The sequence below is a fragment of the Paractinoplanes deccanensis genome (genome assembly GCF_016862115.1).
Taxonomy (GTDB): Bacteria; Actinomycetota; Actinomycetes; order Mycobacteriales; family Micromonosporaceae; genus Actinoplanes; species Actinoplanes deccanensis.
On the sequence record NZ_BOMI01000003.1, the window covers coordinates 1 to 19,777 of the forward strand.

Here is a 19,777-nt window from a genome sequence, read left to right on the forward strand (position 1 = left end):
CCGCCGCTGAACAAGGGCGGCGCGGCCTCGAGGCCGCGCCGCCCTCGACCACGCGTCACAGCAGATGTGTGGTGAGCCAGTCGACCGTCTCGCGCAGGTAGTCGGCCCGGGAGGAGCGGTGCAGCAGCTCGTGCCCCTCGTCGGGGAAGAGCAGATATTTGTGCGGCACGCCCCGCGCCGCCAGGGCCTGCACCACCTGCTCGGCCTCGACGACCGGGACGTTGGAGTCGTTCTCGCCGTGCACGACCATCAGCGGCGTGCGCAGCCGGTCGATCCGGGTGATCGGCGACAGGTCGGCCAGCAGTTCCTTGTCGGCCACCGGGTCGCCGTACTTCGACACCGCCGCCGCGGCGATCCACGGCTCGGTGTGCTCGTAGAAGGTGGCGAAGTTGGCCATGCCGCACACGTCGATGCCGACGTCGAACAGGTCGGGGAAGGTCACCAGCGCGGCCAGGGTCAGGTAGCCGCCGTACGACCGGCCCATGATCCCCAGGCGGGACGCGACGCCGGAGTCGACCAGGTGACGCGCGCAGGTCTGCACGTCGCGGATCGCGTCGTGGCGCAGCGCCAGGTTGTCCGCGTTGACGAAGCTGCGCCCGAACCCGGAGGAGCCGCGCACGTTCGGGGCGAAGACCGCGATGCCGCGGGCCGCCAGCGATTGGAAGAGCGGGCCGTGCCCGGGCCGCTCCTGCGCCTCGGGGCCGCCGTGAAACCACAGGACCGTCGGGTGGGGTCCCGGGGTGGGCGGCCGGAAGAGCCAGCCGGTGAGCGTGAGCCCGTCGTGGGCCTCGAACGTCTCGAGCGTCGGGCGGACGGCGTCCGGCGCGGCCGGTTCGGCGGAGACCGGCACGATGCCGTCGGGCGACGTCACCCACACGCCGTGCGGCTGGCCGGGGGCCTCCGCCGTGAAGGCCAGCGCCGAGCCGTCGTGGCTCCACGCGAGCCCGCTGACCACCGATCCGGGCAGCGGGGCGAGGCGGCGCCAGGCGATCTCGTCGCCGTCCAGGTCGATCAGCGAGACCTCGGACTCGCCGCCCCGCACGTTCCACAGCACCGCCGCGCGGCTGCCGTCGGAGGTGATCGTGAACGATTCCGCCTCGGCGTTCTCCGAGGTGGCCACGATCTCGGCCGTGCCCTCGGCGACCCGGATCAGCACCGGGAACTCGCCGGTCTCGCTGCGCGCGTAGACGGTCGTGCCGTCCGGCCCGAACACCGCCTGCTCCCCCGCGGTGACGTACGAGTCGACGCCGGTCGCGAGGTCGCGGATCGCGATGTGCCGGCTGCCGCGCGGCCCGATCCGCAGCAGGGCACGATCGCGGCCGGGGCTCACATCGAGGAGCGAGATCAGGTCGCCCGTACCGACGACCGTGCGCTCGCCGCTGACCGGGTCGACCAGCAGCGCCGTCGTCAGGTTCTCGGTCAGCGCGAGCAGCGACCGGCCGGGCAGCCACCGCATGGTGTCCGCGGTGTCGGCGCCGAAGCCCGCCACCTGGTGCAGCGCCGAGCCGTCCGGCCGGACCAGCCACACCTCGTGCCGCGGCGCGCCGCCCGGCGCCACCGAGCAGGCCAGCCAGCCGCCGCCGGTCGACCACTGCACCGCCGCGACCGGCGCCTCGCCGGTGTCGACGAGGAACGCCAGGTCGCTGCCGACCGGCTGCACCCACACCTGGGGCCGGCCGCTGCGGTCGGACACGTACGCGCAGTGCCGCCCGTCCGGGGAGAGCGTGGGCGACCAGCTTCCGGAGACTTCCGAGGGGAGCGGTTTCGAGAGAGGGGACCAGCCGATCGGCAAAACGGTGACGTCGACACGGTTGAGCTGACCGGTCATACGGTTCCTCCCTCGAATGACTAGATCCCTTTGTCCTGGAGCCACATCTCCAGCAGGGCGAGTTGCCACAACTGATTGGCACCGAGTGTGGTGCGCGGAGTGTTCGGGTCGGCCAGCAGCTGGTCGACGTAGTCCTGGCGGAACAGGGCCCGCTCGCGCGCGGCCGGCGCGGTGAGCGCGTCGCGGACCTTGTCGAGCATCGCTCCTTCGAGGTGCCGGATGCCAGGAACCGGGAAGTATCCCTTCGTCCGGTCGATCACCTCGTCGGGCACGACCCCGCGGGCCGCTTCCTTGAGTACCCCCTTGCCGCCGTGCGCGAGCTTGAGTCCGGGCGGGCAGGCCGCGGCCAGCTCGACCAACTCGTGATCGAGGAACGGTACGCGAGCCTCCAGCCCCCACGCCATAGTCATGTTGTCGACCCGTTTGACCGGATCGTCGACCAGCATCACCTGAGAGTCGAGTCGCAACGCCGCGTCGACCGCGGTGTCGGCGCCGGGCCGGCCGAAGCTCGCCGCCACGAACGCGCGGCTCACGTCCTCGTCGACCAGCCACGCGGGGTTGAGCTGCTGGGCGAGGCGGCTGTGCGGGCGATCGAAGAACTCCCTCGCGTACGCGGTGACGGCCTGGTCGTAGGGCACGTCCGCGAGTGGCGGATACCAGCTGTAGCCGGCCAGGATCTCGTCCGCGCCCTGCCCTGATTGTACGACCTTGACCTGCTTTGACACATCCTCGCTCAGCAGGTTGAACGCGATGCAGTCGTGGCTCACCATCGGCTCGCTCATCGCCGCCACGGTGCGGTCGACGGCCGGCAGGAACCGGTCCTTGCCGATGCGGATCTGGTGGTGCACGGTGTCGAACTGCTTGGCCACGATGTCCGAATAGGCGAACTCGTCGCCGGTCTCGCCGCCCGCCGCCTCGAAGCCGATGCTGAACGTCGTCAGGCCGCGCTGCCCCTGCTCGGCGAGGAGCGCCACGATGTAGCTGGAGTCGATGCCGCCCGACAGCAGCACGCCCACCGGCACGTCGGCGACCATCCGGCGCTCGACCGCCACCTTCAGCTTCTCGTGGATCAGCTCGGGCCACTCCGCGTCCGCGATGTCCGGCCGGCGGGTGTGCGACGCCTCCCAGTAGACCCGGTCGGTCGCCGACCCGTCGGCCCGGATCGTGCGCACGGTGGCCGGCGGCAGCTTCCGTACGCCCGAGATGATGGTCCTCGGCGCCGGGACCACGGAGTGGAACGTCATGTAGTGCTGGAGCGCGACCTTGTCGATCGTGGTGTCGACGTCGCCCGCGGCGAGCAGCGCGGGCAGGGTCGAGGCGAAGCGCACCCGGCCCGGCTTCTCCGCCAGGTAGAGCGGCTTGATGCCGAGCCGGTCGCGGGCCAGCGTCACCGTGCCCGAGTCGTGCTCGACGATCGCGAAGGCGAACATGCCGAGGAAGCGGGTCACGCAATCGGCACCCCAGCGGTGGTACGCCTTGAGGATCACCTCGGTGTCCGACGTGGAGAAGAACTTGTAGCCCTCCTGCTGGAGCGCCGAGCGCAGCTGCTTGTAGTTGTAGATGCAGCCGTTGAAGACGAGCGTGAGGCCCAGCTCCTCGTCCGTCATCGGCTGCCCGCCGGCCTCCGACAGGTCGATGATCTTGAGGCGGCGGTGGCCGAACGCGACCGGCCCGCGCTGCCAGAACCCCTCGCCGTCCGGACCGCGCGACTCCAGGCACGGCAACATCCGCCGTACGGCCTCGCCGTCCGCCGCATGGCCGTCGTACCGGAGCTCACCGGCGATCCCACACATACAAACCTCCCCTGTCGGTCAGCTGAGCAGCCACGTGTCCTTCGAGCCGCCACCGCGTGACGAATTGACGATCATGCTTCCGGCCGGGGCCACCCGGGTCAGCGCCGCCGGCGCGACCACCGACTCGCGGCCGGTGAAGACGAAGGCCCGCAGGTCGACGTGGCGCGGGGCGAGCTGATGGCCGTCGAAGACCGGGTGCGTGGAGAGCTGCACGACCTCCTGCGCCACCCAGCGGTGCGGCGCGGTGCGGATCTGCCGGCGGACCGCGGCGAGATCCTCCGGCGTCGCGTGCGGGCCGATCACGATGCGGTCGCCGCCGTAGCCGTCCACCGGCTTGCAGACCAGCTGGTCGAGCCGGTCGAGCACTTCGGCCCGCTGCTCCGGGATGCCGCACAGATAGGTCGGCACGTCGGCCAGCAGCGGCTTCTCGCCCAGGTAGTACTCGATCAGCTTGGGCACGTACGCGTACACGGCCTTGTCGTCGCCGATGCCGTTGCCCAGCGCGTTGGCGAGCACCACGGTGTCCGCGTGCAGCGCCGTGACCAGGCTCGGGCCGAGCGGCATCCCGTCCGCGCCGGGCGAGTGCACCAGGCTGTCCTCGCCCATCCGCAGATAGATGACGTCCACCCGGCGCCGCTTGCCGTCGCGCATGCGATAGACGACGCCCTCGTCCACGAAGAGCTCGGTGCTGCGGACGACCGGCACGCCCATCTCCTCGGCGAGCATCCGGTGCTCGAACCACGCCGAGTCGTCCGGCCCCTGGCTCAACACCACGATCTTGGGGTCGTCGCCGGCGGCCGGGCGCGCCGCCTCCAGCAGCGCCCGCCGCAGCAGCGCCGGGGTGTCTTCCACCGAGATCAGGCCGGGCGGCTCGGGCAGCTCCGGCAGCACGCTCTCGGTGAGGCGGCGATTCTGCATGGCGTACGCGATGCCGGACGGCACCCGCAGGTTGTCCTCGAGCACGCACCACTCGCCGACGTGGTTGCGCACCAGGTCCACGCCGGCCACCTGGGCGCGGACACCCTCGTGGGCCACCAGGGCACCGCTGGGCCGCAGCTCCGGCGAGCCGTCGATCACCCACTCGGGCACCACGCCGTCGCGGACGACCTCGCGCTCGCCGTACACGTCCTGAATGAAGAGATCGAGGGCCCGCACCCGCTGCACCAGCCCGCCACGCAGCCGGGTCCAGTCCTCGGCGGGCACGATGCGCGGCACGAGGTCGAAGGGGAAAAGCCTGGTCGCGGCCTCGCCGGCCACGCTGAAGGTGATGCCGCGCTGGCGCTGCTCGTCGTCGCGGGCGTCCTCCCGCCGGCGCAGCCCCGCCGAGCCGAGCGCCTTCAGGACATTGACCACACCCGCGTACGCCTCCGCCGGCTCGCCGCCGTCGAACGCCTCGTCGCCCGCGCGGGCGTACGGGAAGAGCCCGCCCGGAACCGTCTGGCCCTCGGGCCCGATGCCGGTGGCACCGCCCCGGGTGTCCGCCACGAGCAGATCGACCACGTCGGAGATCCGGCCCCGCCGCGTCATCGCCCGGCGCTGGCGCGCGGCGGAGCTGCCCCGGCTGAGCGCCCGCACCGAGAGGTCGAAGACCTGCTCCCAGTCGCCCAGCTCCTCGAGCTGCGGGCGCAGGTCGCCGACCAGCCGCTCCACGGCGAGCGCGGCCGCGACCGGCTCGGGCGCGCGGGGCAGGTCGAGCAGGTCGCCCTCCAGGCCGGAGCGCGCGGCCCGCCACATCGCCGCCCGGTGCAGCGGCGGGCGGATCCGCTCGAACGGGCGCCCGGCGCGGTAGTCCTGCCGGGCGCGCAGCACCAGCGCCCGGAACAGGCCGGCGAGCAGGACGACCGTGTCCACGTCCGGGCTGGAGTCGGTGACCCGCAGCTCCACGGTGGGCACGTGCGCGGACGGGCGTACGTCGAAATAGACCATCTTGGGGTCGGTGATGGTGCCGGACGCGATCAGGTCGGCGACCAGCTGATCGTGCTCGGCGGCCGAGTTGAGCACCCCGGGGTCGCCGGCGGTGGGCCAGCGCAGCCAGACCAGGGAGCGCACGCTCGCGTAGCCGGAGTCCTCACCCATCCAGTACGGCGAGCTGGCCGACAACGCGAGCAGCGTGGGCAGGGCCGAGGTGACACGCTGCGTCACGGCGACGGCCTCGTCCCGGTCCGGCACGCCGACGTGCACCTGCGCGCCGCAGATGAGCTGCTCCCGCGCCAGCAGCTGGTAGTCGTCCAGCATCCGCCGATAGCGCGACGTGGGCGTCACGGGCAGTGAGTCCAGGTCGACCAGCGGCACCGTGCCGGCGGCCACCAGCCCGAGCCCCAGCGACTCGGCGACGGCGATCGCCTCGCGGCGGCGCCCGGCGATGCCCTCGCGCAGATCGTCCAGAGTGCTGCTCACCGGGGTGTTCGTCTCGACCACCGAGCGGTGCAGCTCGGCCGAGAACTTCTCGGGATCGAGCTGGTCGAGCACCTCCTGGGCGCGGGGCACCAGCTCGCGCGTCACCAGGTCGACGACATGAAGCTCCTCCTCGACACCGAGGGTGAGCTCCTGATCACCGGTGACGTCGCCCGTCGCGACGCTCAGAGACTCCGTCATGAGACCGCCTTGTTCCTAGCCCGACTTAACCCCGAGCCTCGCCATCACATGTGCCGATCCTGTTCCGTGCCCATTTCCAGCTCGCGCCGAACATTCCCAGCCGGTCATCTGCCGGTTCGCGTACACCCTGTAACCTCGGCCCCGTTCTCTCACCGGGAGGTTGTTTGATGAGCAGTGTCGTCGTGGTCACCGGGTCCGCCGGCCTGATCGGCTCCGAGTCCGTCCGGCACTTCGCCGGCCTCGGCATGGACGTCGTCGGCATCGACAACGACATGCGCCAGTACTTCTTCGGCGCCGACGGCTCCACCCGGTGGAACCTCGACCGCCTGGTCAAGGAGGTCGGCAACCGCTACACGCACGAGAGCATCGACATCCGCGACCGCGACGGCATCGACGCGCTCCTCGCCCGCTACGGCAAGAACATCGGCCTGGTCATCCACGCCGCCGCGCAGCCCAGCCACGACTGGGCCGCCAAGGAGCCGTTCACCGACTTCGACGTGAACGCGGGCGGCACCCTCAACATGCTCGAGGCCGTGCGCCGGCACGCCCCGGCCGCGCCGTTCATCTTCACGTCGACCAACAAGGTGTACGGGGACACGCCCAACCGCCTGCCGCTGGTCGAGCTGCCGACCCGCTACGAGCTGCCCGAGGACCACGAGTTCCACGACGGCATCACCGAGCAGATGTCGATCGACCAGACCCTGCACTCGGTCTTCGGCGCCTCCAAGGTCGCGGCCGACGTCATGGTCCAGGAGTACGGCCGCTACTTCGACATGCCGACGGCCATCTTCCGCGGCGGCACGCTCACCGGCCCCGGCCACTCCGCCGCCGAGCTGCACGGCTTCCTGGCGTACGTGATGCGCTGCGTCATGGAACAGCGCACCTATCACATCTACGGCTACAAGGGAAAGATGGTGCGCGACGCCATCCACTCCCACGACCTGGTCACCGCGTTCGAGGCGTTCCACAAGGCCCCGCGCGTCGCCGAGGTCTACAACATGGGCGGCGGCCGCTACTCCAACTGCAGCCACATCGAGGCCTTCCAGATCGCCTCCGAGATCACCGGCCTCGAGGCGAAGACCGACTACGTCGACCAGGCCCGCACCGGCGACCACCAGTGGTGGATCAGCAGCACGGCCCGCTTCGAGGAGCACTACCCGGACTGGAAGCTCACCTACGACGTCCCGGCCATCCTGCGCGAGATGTACGAGGCCAACCAGGACGTCTGGAAGCCCACCGCCTGACCTCTTCCACCCGCCCGCGCTGTGAACAGCGCGGCGCGAGCTGAGCGGCGCCGGACAATCGGCTGTGGCTTACCTGAGGGCGCTCGCGTCGTAACGCGGGGTTAACCGTCGCTCGGTACATTTCCGACATGTCCGTCTTGAAGGTATTCCGTCATGACGTGCCGGCGTCGATCGTGGTGTTTCTGATCGCGATCCCGCTCTCGCTGGGCATTGCGGCGGCGTCGGGAGCGCCGCTGCTCTCGGGGCTTGTGGCAGCGGTGGTGGGCGGGATCGTGGTGGGGCTGCTCGGCGGGGCGCCCTTGCAGGTCAGTGGGCCCGCGGCAGGGCTGACCGTGATCGTCGCGGGCACCATCGGCGAGTTCGGGTTCGCCGGCACGGCGGCGATCGTCGCGCTCGCCGGAGGCGTACAAATCCTGCTGGGTGTGGCTCGTCTCGGCCGGGCGGCCCTGGCGCTGTCGCCCGCGGTGGTGCACGGCATGCTCGCCGGCATCGGGCTCGTCATCGCGCTCAGCCAGATCCACGTGGTGCTCGGCGGCGCCCCGCAGAGCGACGCCTGGCACAACGTGCGCGAGCTGCCCGCCCAGATCATGGGCATACACGGGGCGTCGGTGCTGCTGGGGCTGCTCACCATGGGCCTGCTCGTGCTCTGGCCGCGCCTGATCCGCACCTCGCTGCTGCCCGCCGCGCTCGTCGCCGTCGTGGTGACCACCGTGCTCGCCGCCGCGATCGGGGCCGACGTGCAGCGCGTCGACCTGCCCGGCAACCCGCTCGCCGAGCTGACCTTCCCGCGCTGGCCCGACGCCGGACCCGGCCCGATCGCGCTGGCCGTGCTCACCATCGCCCTGGTGGCAAGCGTCGAATCGCTGCTCTCCGCCGTGGCCGTGGACCGCATGCACGACGGGCCGCGCGCCGACCTCAACCGCGAGCTCGTCGCCCAGGGCGTCGGCAACACCACGTCCGGCCTGCTCGGCGGCCTGCCGATCACCGGCGTCATCGTGCGCAGCTCGACGAACGTGGGCGCGGGCGCCCGTACGCGTGCCTCAGCGATTCTGCACGGAGTGTGGATCGCGATCTTCGTGCTGCTCTGCGCGGGGCTGCTGGAGATGATTCCGATGGCCGCGCTCGCCGCGGTGCTGGTCGTCGTGGGCCTGCGGCTGATCAGCCTGGCGCAGATCCGCACGTACATCCGGCACCGGGAGCTGCCCACGTACGTGATCACCGCGGGCGGCGTGGTCCTCACCGACCTGCTCACCGGGGTGGCGCTGGGCCTGGCCGCCGCCGTGGCCGTGATGCTGTGGCGGGTCGCGCGCTGCGAGGCCCGGGTGGTGGAGTCCGAGACCGGCGAATGGGTCGTCACGCTCACCGGGACGCTGGCGTTCATCGGCTCCGGCCGGGTCGCGCGGGCGCTGGCCACCATCCCGGCGGGGCGTTCCGTGGCGGTCGAGGTGCATCTCGACTACCTGGACCACGGCGCCTTCCAGATCATCGAGGACTGGCGCGAGGCGTACGAGAAAGCCGGCGGAACCGTCACGGTCAGAGAAACCCACGACGGCTGGTTCCACAGGGCCACCAGCGGCCGCCTCGGCGACGGCAAGACCACGCCACGGCGCTTCGGCTCCTGGTCGCAGTGGCAGGACCTCGATCGCCAGAAGCGCGACGCCATGGCCGCGGGCATCCAGGAGTTCGAGCGCAGCGTCGCCCCGCTCGTGCGCCCGCACCTGGCCGGCCTCGCCCGCGACGGCCAGGCGCCCGAACAGCTCTTCATCACCTGCGCCGACTCGCGCCTGGTCCCCAACCTGATCACCACGAGCGGCCCGGGCGACCTCTTCTGCGTGCGCAACGTCGGCAACATCGTCCCGCGGTTCGGCGACGGCGACTCGTCGGTGGGTGCGTCCATCGAGTACGCGGTGGAGGTGCTCAACGTCCGCACGATCACCATCTGCGGCCACTCCGGCTGCGGCGCCGTCCGCGCCCTGATGACCGGCGGCTTCGCACCGGACAGCTCGCTGGGCCGCTGGCTCCACCAGTCCGGCGTGCAGTTCGCCGACTGCGAGGACGAGGAACGCTGCGTCACCACGAACGTCGCCCAGCAGCTGGCCAACCTGCGCACCTACCCAGCGGTGCGCGCCGCAGAGGCGGCCGGGCGCCTGACCTTGACGGGCCTCTACTTCGACCTGGCGGAGGCCCGCATGTACACGGTCGACGAGTCGCAAGGAACCCGCGCGCCGGTGCCCATGCCGGCCGCGAGCTGAAGTCGCTGTCGGAGAAGGCCGCGCTCGTGGCCCTATATCGAGCTTCGAGCAGCCATGGTCAGGAGGGGCGGGTGACGTAGGGGTTGAGCTGCTGGTAGAGGACCTTGTCGGAGACCGTGGTGGCGATGGTCGGGCCGGCGCCCATCGGGATGGCGTTGGGGCAGGTGGCCGCGTCGCCGAAGAGTTGCTTGTGCACGAGGCGGCGGCCGGTGGCGACCTCGTAGAGCGACAGGGTGTAGACGCCGCGGGCCAGCTGGTGGCCGGCGCATTTCTTGAGAGGGGTGCCGTTCTTGGTCAGTGTCACGCAGGCGACCAGCTGCGACTTCGTGACGTCGGCCGGGAGCCAGGCGTTGCGGGAGGCCTTTCCCAGGTTGTACGGGATGTCCACGGCGGCGCGGATGCGGTGCGGCTCGCCGGCGAGAGTGTCGGCGACGCCGACGCTGATCTGGTGGGGTGCGCGGCCGGTGTAGCGGGGGGACTTCGGGTAGTACCAGCCGTCGCAGACCTGGGCCAGGTCGGCGGGTGCCCTGACGGCGACGGTGCTCGGGCGAGGGCCGGCCGGCGCCGCGGGGGCGGCGGACGCGGCGGCGCCCGAGGAGGCTGACGGGCTGGACCACGTGGTGGGTGACGCCTCGCCGCCGCCGAGGACCTCGTATCCGGCCAGGACCGCGACCAGCACGACGGAGATCGCCGCGGCGGGGATGACCCAGCGGGGCGGGCTCGCCCACAGACGTGCCGCGGCGCGCGCGGCACGCGACCGCGCCACCGCGGACAATGCTGCCCGCGCCCGCGCGATCGCCGCCCCGCCAACGGATCGGGACGCCGCCGCAGAGGGAGGCGGCGCAGAGGGAGGCGCCGCCGCCCGGGTGGGCGGCGGCGGTGGGGTCTCGTCCATCGCGGTCCCGTCCTGGTTACTTGCGAGTAGGACGGTGACTGTACCCAATGCGGTGACGTGCGTCTCAGAACGGGGTCAGGGTGATCGCCGCCTGGCGCGGGTCGCCGTCGTGGACCAGGGACTCCTGGTTCTGGACGTCGTCGAAGGCGAAGGCGTAGGCCTTGCCGTCGACCATGTTCTCGTGGATGACCTTGGCGTAGAGGTTGGCGGGGTTGCCCTGGTAGAAGTCGGCGGCCGTTCCGCTCGGCTGGGTGTCGAGGCGGCCCAGCGTGGTGCGGGTGAGCGCCGCGCAGAGGGTGCGGGCGATCGGGCCGACCACCTGGTCGTTCGGGGCGGCCAGGGCGCCGTCGCAGCCCCACACGTTCGCGGTCGAGGGCTTCGCGAACGAGGCGACCGTCTTGCCGGTGGTGTCCGTGAAGTTCATGACGTTCCCGGACGTGCGGCCGGTGAAGCGCACGGACGGCTGGTCGGTGAACGGCACGACCGTCAACGGCTTCGAGGTGTACGCGTTCCAGGCGCTCGTGATGTACGAGTCCAGGTACGTGGGGCTCATCAGGCCCGCGTCCGCCGCCTTGCCCGGCGCCAGGACCCGCAGCACGGTGCCGTCGGCGCGGGTGACCACGCTCTTGGCGAAGTCGGGGGACGCCTTGACCGCGTCGATGACCTTCTGGCGCCCGCCGGGCTTCAGCTCGCCCGTGGACGACACCGCGCCGGAGCCGCCGGTCACGCTGACGATGTGCGGCACGGCGAACATGTCCACCTGGGAGCTGTTCAGCCACAGGCCCGAGTCGTTGAGGGTGAACTCGCTCCAGTCGAAGAGGATGTCGCGGTTGGGGTCGCCGCCCGCCCACGGCGCCGGCTGCACGAGGCCGTCGGTGGTGAGCCGGAAGTCGAGCTTCTGCCCGAACGACATGTAGAGGCGGCCGGACAGGTTGCGCGGCACCTTGATCGTGGTGCTGGCGCCGTTGCCCGGCCCGGGGATGGCGACGTCCGGCGCGGGCACCGGCACGGCCCCGCCCCCGGTCCAGGCGGTGAAGGCGCCGGCCGCGTTCACGTACCCCAGCTTGCCGGTCGTGAGGTTGACGCCGAGCACGTAGAGGAAGACGGAGTCGCCGCGCCCGGTCTTGTTGCTCACCGTGACCGGCAGAACGGTACCGGCCGGCGGCACGGCGGTCGTTTCATCTTCTTCAGGAGTGATGGGAGCCGCGGTCACAGGGGCGGTGGTCGTCGGCGCAACCGTCGGCGCGCCCGTGGACGGAGCGACCGTGGCCGGCGTCGTGCTGACCGCCTCCCCGCCGCACGGCGCCCCGTTCAGCTTGCAGTTGGCGGGCTTGCCGCCGGATCCCACGAACCCGAAGGTCACCTTGGCGCCGACCGGCACGTTGCCGTTCCAGTCGCGGTTCGTGAACGTCACGTGCGACCCGGCCGCCGTCATCGACGCGTCCCAGAAGCTGCCGACCTTGCCGCCGGCCGGGAGGTCGAACTCCACCTTCCACGAGGTCATGGCGGTGGCCCCGGAGTTGGCGATGGTCACCTCGCCCTGCCAGCCGGTGCCCCAGTCGGACACCGTCCTGAGGGACGCGGTCGGCGCGGCCGCCGACGCGGGCAGGGCGAACCATGCCGTCGTCGCGGCCGCCACCACGGCGACGGTGGAGAGGATGAGTGTTCGTTTGCGGCGCATCGTCGGGTTTGCCTCCGGATTGAGCGGACTTACCGCCATCCTGGGAAGCGCCCGACGATGCCTCCACGGCGAAGCTGATCTTTAATGTTGCGTTAAGGGCCTTCTGCCCGTTCTTCCCGGGCCGGTTACCCGCGACGCCACTTCTGGTTCGCGCCGCCCGTGCAGTCCCAGAGGATCAGCCGGGCGCCGTCGTTCGCGTTCCAGGCGTCGATGTCCACGCACTTGTTGGCCTGCGGGTTGACCAGGTCACCGGCCGCCGACAGGACGAACTGCTGCGCCGGGTTGCCGCTGCAATTGGCGATCTGGATGACCGCGCCGTTCGCCGTCGAGCCCCACGCCACGTCGAGGCACTTGTTGTTCGACGTCTGGAGCGTGCCGTTCACGAACGTCCAGCGCTGCGCGGCCGTGCCGTTACAGGTCCACATCTGCACCGGTACGCCGTCCGAGAAGTTCCCGTTCGGCACGTCCAGGCACTTGTTGTTCAGGCTGCTGATCAGCGAGCCCGCCGAGCCGCCGCCCGTGGTGGTGAGCGTCAGCCCGTAGACCGAGAGGATCTCGTTGACCGGCTGGAACCACATCGTGCCGCCGCTGGAGCAGTTGCCCGTGCCGCCCGACGTGACGCCCTGCGCCTGGTTGCCCGAGATCCACGAGCCGCCCGAGTCGCCCGGCTCGGCGCACGCGTTGCTGCGCGCGAGGCCGGAGACGGCGCCCTGCGCGTACACGATGGTCTCGTCGCGTCCCAGGAGCGTGCCGCAGCGCCAGCCCGTCGTGCGGCCGGAGCGGCAGATCGAGCTGCCGATCGCCGCCTCCTGCGAACCGGCGACCGTCACGGTGCCGCCGGCGTAGTTGTTGACCCACGGCTGCGGGGTCCAGTTGGCGTTCGTGCGGATCCAGGCGTAGTCGTTGCCGGGGAAGGACGATCCGGCGAACGTGCCCTGCGAGACGTTGTTGTAGCCGAGCGTCGGGCTGCCGGTGCCGCCGCAGTGGCCGGCGCTGACGAAGCCGCCCGTCACCGCGAAGCCGACCGAGCAGAGCGTGTTGCCGTTGATCACGTACTGGTCGCCGCCCCGGAGGTCGTAGAGCGGGCGCGGCTGCTCGGCGGGGACGACCGAGACCTCCCCGGCGCCGGCGGCGCGCGCGAAGGCCGCGGCCTGCCGGTCGAAGCCCGGAGCCGCCATCACGACGACCCGGTTCGCTGTCGTGTCGACATACCAGCCGCGCACGGACGACGCCCGGGCCGCGGAGGCGTGCCGGTCCAGGGCGGCGCGGGAGGACGCCAGGTCGGCGGCGCTGCGCGCGACCAGGCGGGGCTCGGCACCCTCCGCCCGTACCGCGGGGAACCGGGAGGCGTCCGTGACCGCGACCGTCAGCCGTTGCGCGCCCGCCGGGATCCAGGCGCCCGCGAAGTCGGACCCGAGCCTCGCCCTGAGGCGGCCCTCCACGGCCGGCGCGACGGCCTCGGTGCGCAGCCGGACGGCGATCTGATCATCGGTGAGGTGCAGATCCCGCTTCATCGCGGCGACCATTCCGGCAGGCAGGCCCGCACCGTCCGGGGGTGCGGCCGCTGCCGGTACGGGAGTGAGAAGGGTGATCGCCGCGGCGGCGACAGCGAGCCGGCGTGTGCGCATAGCAAGCTTCCTTTCCAGTGGGGATGAATCGGAGGCTGTCTATGCCTGACAACGCTGTCAAGAAACATTCAAGAAACCTGCCCATATGAACCACGTGTGCTCCGTCGCCTCCCCTCGCCGACGCCGCCCCGGTCGTGCAAGGCTGTGTTCTTCGGAACTCGATCGGCACGGGCGGGGTGTACGGGCAAATGGGCATGGTCAAGGTGGTCGGCCTGGTGCTGCACCCGCGTCGCGACTGCGGTTCGGCGATCGACGCGATCACCCAGTGGGCACAGCGGCGCGGCGTCACCGTGCTGGGCCTGCACGAGGAGATCGACCGGATCGACTGCCAGGCCGAGGCGGTCAGCCCCGAGGAGATGGTCGAGCGCGCCGGCCTGCTGGTCAGCCTCGGCGGCGACGGCACCATGCTGCGCACCATGCGGCTGGTCGAGGGCCGCAAGACCCCGGTGCTCGGCGTCAACGTCGGCCGGCTCGGCTTCCTCGCCGAGGTCGACCTGCCCGACCTGCCCGCCGCGCTCTCCGCGATCGACGAGCACAAGTTCACCGTCGAGTCGCGCACCGCGCTGCAGACGGTGCTCCCCGACGGCAACCGGGTCTCCGCCTTCAACGACATCGCCATGGTGCGGGTCCCCGGCGACGGGCTGGCCGCCATCGGCATCTCCGTCGAGGGCAAAAACTTCGTCAACTACGCGGCCGACGCGGTCATCGTCTCGACGCCGACCGGCTCCACGGCGTACAGCTTCTCGGCCGGCGGCCCGATCGTCTCGCCCAACGTCGAGGGCCTGATCGTCACCGCCTCGGCCGCGCACTCGTCGTTCAACCGCCCGCTCATGCTCGCCCTCTCCGAGCGCCTCGAGCTCGACGTGCTGCCCACCAGCGGCCGGCTCGCCATCGAGGTCGACGGCATCATCGAGGGCTACGCGCGGCCCGACGACAAGCTGGCGATCGAGCCCATCCCGTCCGCCGCCAACGTCATCCGCCTCGGCAGCACCTCGTTCTACGAGCGCGCCCGGCGCAAGCTGCGCGTCGAGGGCAGCGCCCAGGTCGGCGTGCCCGACGCGTCCGACGCGGTGGTGGTCGACAGCTTCGAGCGCCAGCGGTACGAAGTGCTGCTCGGCGGCGAGGTCGCCGGCGTGCTCAACTACCGCCGCCACGGTGACAAGATCGAGCTCATGCACACCGAGATCGAGCAGTCGTTCTCGGGCCGGGGCCTCGCCAGCCGGCTCGCCTCCGCGGCCCTCGAGGACGCGCGCGGCCGCGCCACCCCGGTCGTCGCGACCTGCCCCTTCGTCATCGGATACCTGGACCGCCACCCCGAATACGCCGACCTGCTTAGCCGAAGCTGAGGTACGACACATGGGCCACCCCGCGATCCTCACCGTCGACGACGACCCGTCGGTCTCCCGGGCCATCGCCCGCGACCTGCGCCGCCGGTACGGCGACCAGTACCGGATCCTGCGCGCCTCGTCGGCCACCGACGCCCTCGACGCGCTCAAGGAACTCAAGCTGCGCGGCGGACGGGTCGCCGTGATGCTCGCCGACTACCGCATGCCCCAGATCAACGGCATCGAGTTCCTGGAGCAGGCGATGGACCTGTTCCCGAACGCGCGCCGCGCGCTCCTGACGGCGTACGCGGACACCGACGCGGCCATCTCGGCCATCAACGTCGTCGACGTCGACCACTACCTGCTCAAGCCGTGGGACCCGCCGGAGGAGAAGCTCTACCCGGTGATCGACGCGCTGCTCGACGCGTGGCAGGCCACCGGCGACCGCGAGATCGAGGACATCCGGGTCGTCGGCCACCGCTGGAGCGAGCCGTCGTACCAGATCCGCGACTTCCTCGCCCGCAACCTGGTGCCCTACAAGTGGTACGGCGCCGACGAGGCCGAGGGCCGCCGCCTGCTGGAGGCGGCCGGAGTGGGCCCCGAGTCGATCCCGCTCGTGGTGACCGCCGACGGCCGCGCGCTGGCCCGGCCGAGCAGCACCGAGGTGGCCGAGGCGGCCGGGCTCTCCACCGCCCCCGAGCGCGACTTCTACGACCTGATCATCGTGGGCGGCGGGCCGGCCGGCCTCGGCGCGGCCGTCTACGGCGCCTCGGAGGGCCTCAAGACGCTCATGGTCGAGCGGCAGGCCGTCGGCGGCCAGGCCGGCCAGAGCTCCCGCATCGAGAACTACCTGGGCTTCCCCGACGGCATCTCGGGCGCGCAGCTCACCGACCGGGCCCGCCGGCAGGCCGGCAAGTTCGAGGCCGAGGTGCTCAACACGCGTGAGGTCACCGGCCTGCGCGCGGACGGCTCGGCGCGCACGCTCACCTTCGCCGACGGCGGCGAGGTCTCGGCGCACTCGATCGTGCTCGCCACCGGCGTCGCCTACCGCCCGCTGGTCGCCGACGGCATCGCCGAGTTCACCGGCTCCGGCGTCTATTACGGCTCCGCCTCGACCGAGGGCCCGTCCTGCGCCGGCAGCGACGTCTACATCGTCGGCGGCGCCAACTCGGCCGGGCAGGCGGCGCTCTTCTTCTCGCGCTACGCCCGCTCGGTGACGCTGCTGGTGCGCGGCGACTCGCTCGAGGCCTCCATGTCCTACTACCTGATCCAGCAGCTCGCCCAGGTGGACAACATCAAGGTGCGCACCCGCTGCGAGGTGATCGGCGCGCAGGGCAACGGCCACCTCCAGGCGATCACCATCTGCGACAGCAAGGAGGGCATGAGCACCACCGTCGAGTGCGGCTACCTCTTCGTCTTCATCGGCGCGGAGCCGCGCACCGACTGGCTCGGCACCGCGGTGGCCCGCGACGAGAAGGGCTTCGTCTACACCGGGCCGGACCTGCTCACAAATGGGTCCCGCCCGAAGGGATGGGATCGCGACCGCGATCCGTTCTACCTGGAGTGCAGTGTTCCCGGCATCTTCGCCGCCGGCGACGTCCGGGCCAACTCCGTCAAGCGGGTGGCCTCGGCGGTCGGCGAGGGCGCGATGGCCGTCACGCTGGTCCATCGCTACCTGGAGGCGCAGTGAGATGAGCGACACCGACGAGGTCAAGCTCGTGCCCTGCGAGCCCGGCGTGCTCCCGCCGTCCGAGCTTCGCACCCTGTTCCTGTTCGAGAAGCTGACCGACGAGCAGCTTCAGTGGATCTCCGACCACGGATGCACCATGCACATGCCCGCGGGCGGCGTGGTGATCCAGGAGGGCGATCCGGCCGAGCAGTTCTTCGTGCTCCTGAGCGGCACGATCGCGCTGAGCCGCAAGGTCGGCCAGGACGACGTGCAGACCACCCGCACCGAGCAGCGCGGCGTCTACATGGGCGCCACCAACGCCTACCTGCGCGACGACGGCGTCCCGCGCCGCTACATGGCGAGCATGCGCGCCCTCGACGACTCCGACTTCTTCGTGCTCAGCGCCGAGGATTTCGGCCACATCATGCGCGAGTGGTTCCCGATGGCCGTCCACCTGCTCGAGGGCCTGACCCTGGGCATGCGCAGCTCGCAGGCGGCGATCAGCGAGCGGCAGCGGCTCACCGCGCTCGGCGCGCTCTCGGCCGGCCTCATGCACGAGCTCAACAACCCGGCGGCGGCCGCCTCGCGGGCCACCGCCTCGCTGCGCCAGCGGGTCGCCGGCATGCGCCACAAGCTGGGCATGCTCGCCGCCGGCAAGGTGGCGCCGGACCGTCTCGTGGAGCTGGTCGCCCTCCAGGAGGACGTGATCGAGCGGGCCGCGAAGGCGCCCACGCTGACCGCCATGCAGGTCGCCGACCGCGAGGACGAGCTCGGCGACTGGATGGACGAGCGCAACGTGACCGGCGCCTGGGACCTGGCCGCCGTGTTCGCCCAGGGCGGCCTCGACCTCGACTGCCTCAACGACATGGAGGCCCGGGTCGGCTCGCCCGAGCTGCTCGACCAAGCCATCCACTGGATCGGCTACGCGCTCGAGACCGAGCAGCTGATGACCGACATCGAGGACGCGACGAGCCGGGTGTCGTCGCTGGTGGCCTCGGCCAAGCAGTACTCGCAGATGGACCGCGCCGCGCACCAGTGGATCGACGTGCACACCGGCCTCGACAGCACCCTGGTGATGCTCAACCACAAGATCGGCACGGGCGTGAAGGTGGTCAAGGACTACGACCGCTCGCTGCCGCAGATCCCGGCCCACCCGGCCGAGCTCAACCAGGTCTGGACCAACCTGATCGACAACGCGGTGCAGGCCATGAACGGCGCCGGCACGCTGACGATCAAGACGTACCGCGAGGACGACCACGTGATCGTCTCGGTCGGCGACACCGGGCCGGGCGTGCCGGACGCCCTGAAGAAGAGGGTCTTCGAGCCGTTCTTCACCACCAAGCCGGTGGGCGAGGGCACGGGGCTCGGCCTCGACATCTCGTACCGCATCGTGGTCAACGGGCACGGCGGCGACATCCGGCTGGAGTCCAAGCCGGGCGACACGAAGTTCACGGTGCGGCTGCCGCTGAACGAGCCCGCCTCGGCGTGAGCGCGGGTGGGCGCGTCTCGCGACGCGCCCACCCGGCCTACAGCAGTCCTCGCACGTACGCGGCCTGTCCCGCGTGCTGCGCGTCGTCGTCGTAGACGCTGACCAGGCGCACGCCCAGCGTCACCGGCGGGTCCCAGCGCTCGTCGACCACCCGGTCGAGGTCGGCCTCGGTGAGACCGGCGAGATAGGCGACAGTGCGCTCGTGCACCGCGGCGTAGTAGTCCTCGAGCACCTGCGCGCTCTCCGGCGCCACGGCGGCCACCTGGGACGCGTCGTGCCCGTAGCCGGTCTCGCTCGCGTCCTTGAGCCCGAAGCGGGCCGCCCAGTCGCCGGTCGCGTAGACCTGCTCGGCGCCCATCACCTCGGCCACGTGGTCGTCCTGCACCCGCGTGAGGTGCCAGACGAGCCAGCCGATCGAGTTGGCCCCCTCGGCCGGCTGCCACCGCAGTTGCTCGGGGCTGAGCCCGTGGACGGCCGTGTGCACGAGCTCGGGCAGGCGGCCGAAGGCCTCGGCGAGGATGTCCTTGGCGTCCATTTACTCTCCCGTGGTTGTGCTGTCGCCGGTGCCCTGCTGCTGGGAGCCGCCGACCGAGCTCTGGCCGACCTGGTCCTGGGTCTGGCCGGTCTGGCCGGTCTGGCTGTCCTGGCCGCCCTGGGTGGAGCCGTCCTGCGGGGTCTGCCCGTCCTGAGTCTGCCCGTCCTGAGTCTGCCCGTCCTGGGGCTGCTCGTCAGCAGGCGCCGGCGTGTCGGTCGTCGGCGTGCCGGCAGGCGTCTCCGTCGTCGTGGGCTCGGTCGTCTGGCCGGGAGCTGGGCTCTCCGTGGCGTCCTGCGCCGGCTCCTCGGTCGAGGACGGCGACGGCGACTCGGACGGCACCGTCGTCCCCGAGTCCGATTTATCGGATTTATCGCTCTTGCTCCCGAAGGCGGCGCCGATCGTGGTGCTCGACCCGGTGGCGTGGCCGACGGACGCGGGGACGCTCTTACCAGTGACCAGCTCGAAAGCGGTGAGCGACCCCATCGCCAGCACGAACAGCGCACCCGCGACCGCGGCCACTCTCCCCCAGCGAAGCTTGACCGGAGCAACCTGCTCCGACGGTCTCTCCTCGGCGGCGGCGGCGACCTCGGGCGTGCCGACCGCGGCCGGTGCCGTCACGAAGGTCGACTTGATCTTTTCGGTGCCGCGGTTGAGCCAGCGGTGGTAGAGCTCCGTGCCCACGGAGCCGACGATGCTGGCGACGGCCGCGCCGATCAGGGTGCCCGCGACGCCCAGGAACGATCCCAGGAAGGCCGCGGAAACCGCGGCCAGGGTGCCGGCGATGGTCTTCGTGATGTCGATGCCGGACCAGCGGCCCGGTGCGTGCTCGGTCATGTCCTCCTC

General features: G+C 71.4%; 13 protein-coding genes. 5 read left to right on the forward strand and 8 right to left on the reverse strand.

Annotated elements, in window-relative coordinates; genetic code table 11:
* Nucleotides 1-55: 55 nt before the first annotated feature.
* From Ade02nite_RS01055 to Ade02nite_RS01065, 3 genes are read right to left on the reverse strand one after another with little or no spacing between them, the layout of a single operon-like run.
* A complete protein-coding gene (locus Ade02nite_RS01055) occupies nucleotides 56-1,828 on the reverse strand; it encodes a S9 family peptidase (RefSeq protein WP_203759562.1) in 1,773 nt (590 codons plus the stop codon).
* 20 nt (nucleotides 1,829-1,848) lie between these two features.
* On the reverse strand, nucleotides 1,849-3,621 hold the full coding sequence (locus tag Ade02nite_RS01060) for an N-acetylglutaminylglutamine amidotransferase (protein WP_203759563.1): 1,773 nt from the start codon (nucleotides 3,619-3,621) through the stop codon (nucleotides 1,849-1,851).
* 18 nt (nucleotides 3,622-3,639) lie between these two features.
* The gene (locus tag Ade02nite_RS01065) at nucleotides 3,640-6,216 is read right to left on the reverse strand and encodes a carboxylate--amine ligase/circularly permuted type 2 ATP-grasp protein (protein WP_203759564.1); all 2,577 of its coding nucleotides are present in this window, start codon (nucleotides 6,214-6,216) and stop codon (nucleotides 3,640-3,642) included.
* Between the two features lie 167 nt (nucleotides 6,217-6,383).
* Between Ade02nite_RS01065 and Ade02nite_RS01070 the strand changes: the two genes are divergently transcribed.
* Nucleotides 6,384-7,460, forward strand: a complete 1,077-nt coding sequence (locus Ade02nite_RS01070) for an NAD-dependent epimerase/dehydratase family protein (RefSeq protein WP_203759565.1) — start codon at nucleotides 6,384-6,386, stop codon at nucleotides 7,458-7,460.
* A 128-nt stretch (nucleotides 7,461-7,588) separates the two neighbouring features.
* The gene (locus Ade02nite_RS01075) at nucleotides 7,589-9,712 is read left to right on the forward strand and encodes a SulP family inorganic anion transporter (protein WP_203759566.1); all 2,124 of its coding nucleotides are present in this window, start codon (nucleotides 7,589-7,591) and stop codon (nucleotides 9,710-9,712) included.
* A gap of 58 nt (nucleotides 9,713-9,770) precedes the next feature.
* On the opposite strand, the gene Ade02nite_RS01080 is transcribed toward Ade02nite_RS01075, so the two are convergent.
* The 3 genes from Ade02nite_RS01080 to Ade02nite_RS01090 form a co-directional block, all read right to left on the reverse strand.
* Entirely contained in the window at nucleotides 9,771-10,478 is a 708-nt protein-coding gene (locus Ade02nite_RS01080) for a hypothetical protein (RefSeq protein ID WP_203759567.1), read from the reverse strand.
* A 193-nt stretch (nucleotides 10,479-10,671) separates the two neighbouring features.
* Nucleotides 10,672-12,288, reverse strand: coding sequence for a beta-1,3-glucanase family protein (locus Ade02nite_RS01085; RefSeq protein WP_203759568.1), 1,617 nt, complete (start codon nucleotides 12,286-12,288; stop codon nucleotides 10,672-10,674).
* A 125-nt stretch (nucleotides 12,289-12,413) separates the two neighbouring features.
* Nucleotides 12,414-13,916, reverse strand: coding sequence for a ricin-type beta-trefoil lectin domain protein (locus Ade02nite_RS01090; RefSeq protein ID WP_239168424.1), 1,503 nt, complete (start codon nucleotides 13,914-13,916; stop codon nucleotides 12,414-12,416).
* 188 nt (nucleotides 13,917-14,104) lie between these two features.
* Between Ade02nite_RS01090 and Ade02nite_RS01095 the strand changes: the two genes are divergently transcribed.
* From Ade02nite_RS01095 to Ade02nite_RS01105, 3 genes are read left to right on the forward strand one after another with little or no spacing between them, the layout of a single operon-like run.
* Nucleotides 14,105-15,262: an NAD(+)/NADH kinase gene (locus tag Ade02nite_RS01095; protein ID WP_203759569.1), complete on the forward strand. Its 1,158-nt coding sequence runs from the start codon at nucleotides 14,105-14,107 to the stop codon at nucleotides 15,260-15,262.
* Nucleotides 15,263-15,272: 10 nt separating this feature from the next.
* On the forward strand, nucleotides 15,273-16,931 hold the full coding sequence (locus tag Ade02nite_RS01100) for an NAD(P)/FAD-dependent oxidoreductase (RefSeq protein ID WP_203759570.1): 1,659 nt from the start codon (nucleotides 15,273-15,275) through the stop codon (nucleotides 16,929-16,931).
* A 1-nt stretch (nucleotide 16,932) separates the two neighbouring features.
* Nucleotides 16,933-18,399 carry an ATP-binding protein gene (locus Ade02nite_RS01105; protein ID WP_203759571.1) on the forward strand — a complete coding sequence of 489 codons (1,467 nt, stop codon included), beginning with the start codon at nucleotides 16,933-16,935 and terminating at the stop codon, nucleotides 18,397-18,399.
* Nucleotides 18,400-18,436: 37 nt separating this feature from the next.
* Here the strand turns inward: Ade02nite_RS01105 and Ade02nite_RS01110 are convergent, their stop codons facing one another.
* On the reverse strand, nucleotides 18,437-18,934 hold the full coding sequence (locus Ade02nite_RS01110; RefSeq protein WP_203759572.1) for a mycothiol transferase: 498 nt from the start codon (nucleotides 18,932-18,934) through the stop codon (nucleotides 18,437-18,439).
* Entirely contained in the window at nucleotides 18,935-19,768 is an 834-nt protein-coding gene (locus tag Ade02nite_RS01115; RefSeq protein ID WP_203759573.1) for a hypothetical protein, read from the reverse strand. It abuts the gene before it with no gap.
* Between the last annotated feature and the right edge of the window lie 9 nt (nucleotides 19,769-19,777).

Bases quoted from the DNA above. Each gene is read 5' to 3' on its own strand.
- Ade02nite_RS01115 (WP_203759573.1), bottom strand. From the start codon at position 19,768: ATGACCGAGCACGCACCGGGCCGCTGGTCCGGCATCGACATCACGAAG.
- Ade02nite_RS01110 (WP_203759572.1), bottom strand. From the start codon at position 18,934: ATGGACGCCAAGGACATCCTCGCCGAGGCCTTCGGCCGCCTGCCCGAG.
- Ade02nite_RS01070 (WP_203759565.1), top strand. From the start codon at position 6,384: ATGAGCAGTGTCGTCGTGGTCACCGGGTCCGCCGGCCTGATCGGCTCC.
- Ade02nite_RS01055 (WP_203759562.1), bottom strand. From the start codon at position 1,828: ATGACCGGTCAGCTCAACCGTGTCGACGTCACCGTTTTGCCGATCGGC.
- Ade02nite_RS01090 (WP_239168424.1), bottom strand. From the start codon at position 13,916: ATGCGCACACGCCGGCTCGCTGTCGCCGCCGCGGCGATCACCCTTCTC.
- Ade02nite_RS01095 (WP_203759569.1), top strand. From the start codon at position 14,105: ATGGGCATGGTCAAGGTGGTCGGCCTGGTGCTGCACCCGCGTCGCGAC.
- Ade02nite_RS01100 (WP_203759570.1), top strand. From the start codon at position 15,273: ATGGGCCACCCCGCGATCCTCACCGTCGACGACGACCCGTCGGTCTCC.
- Ade02nite_RS01105 (WP_203759571.1), top strand. From the start codon at position 16,933: ATGAGCGACACCGACGAGGTCAAGCTCGTGCCCTGCGAGCCCGGCGTG.
- Ade02nite_RS01075 (WP_203759566.1), top strand. From the start codon at position 7,589: ATGTCCGTCTTGAAGGTATTCCGTCATGACGTGCCGGCGTCGATCGTG.
- Ade02nite_RS01065 (WP_203759564.1), bottom strand. From the start codon at position 6,216: ATGACGGAGTCTCTGAGCGTCGCGACGGGCGACGTCACCGGTGATCAG.
- Ade02nite_RS01085 (WP_203759568.1), bottom strand. From the start codon at position 12,288: ATGCGCCGCAAACGAACACTCATCCTCTCCACCGTCGCCGTGGTGGCG.
- Ade02nite_RS01060 (WP_203759563.1), bottom strand. From the start codon at position 3,621: ATGTGTGGGATCGCCGGTGAGCTCCGGTACGACGGCCATGCGGCGGAC.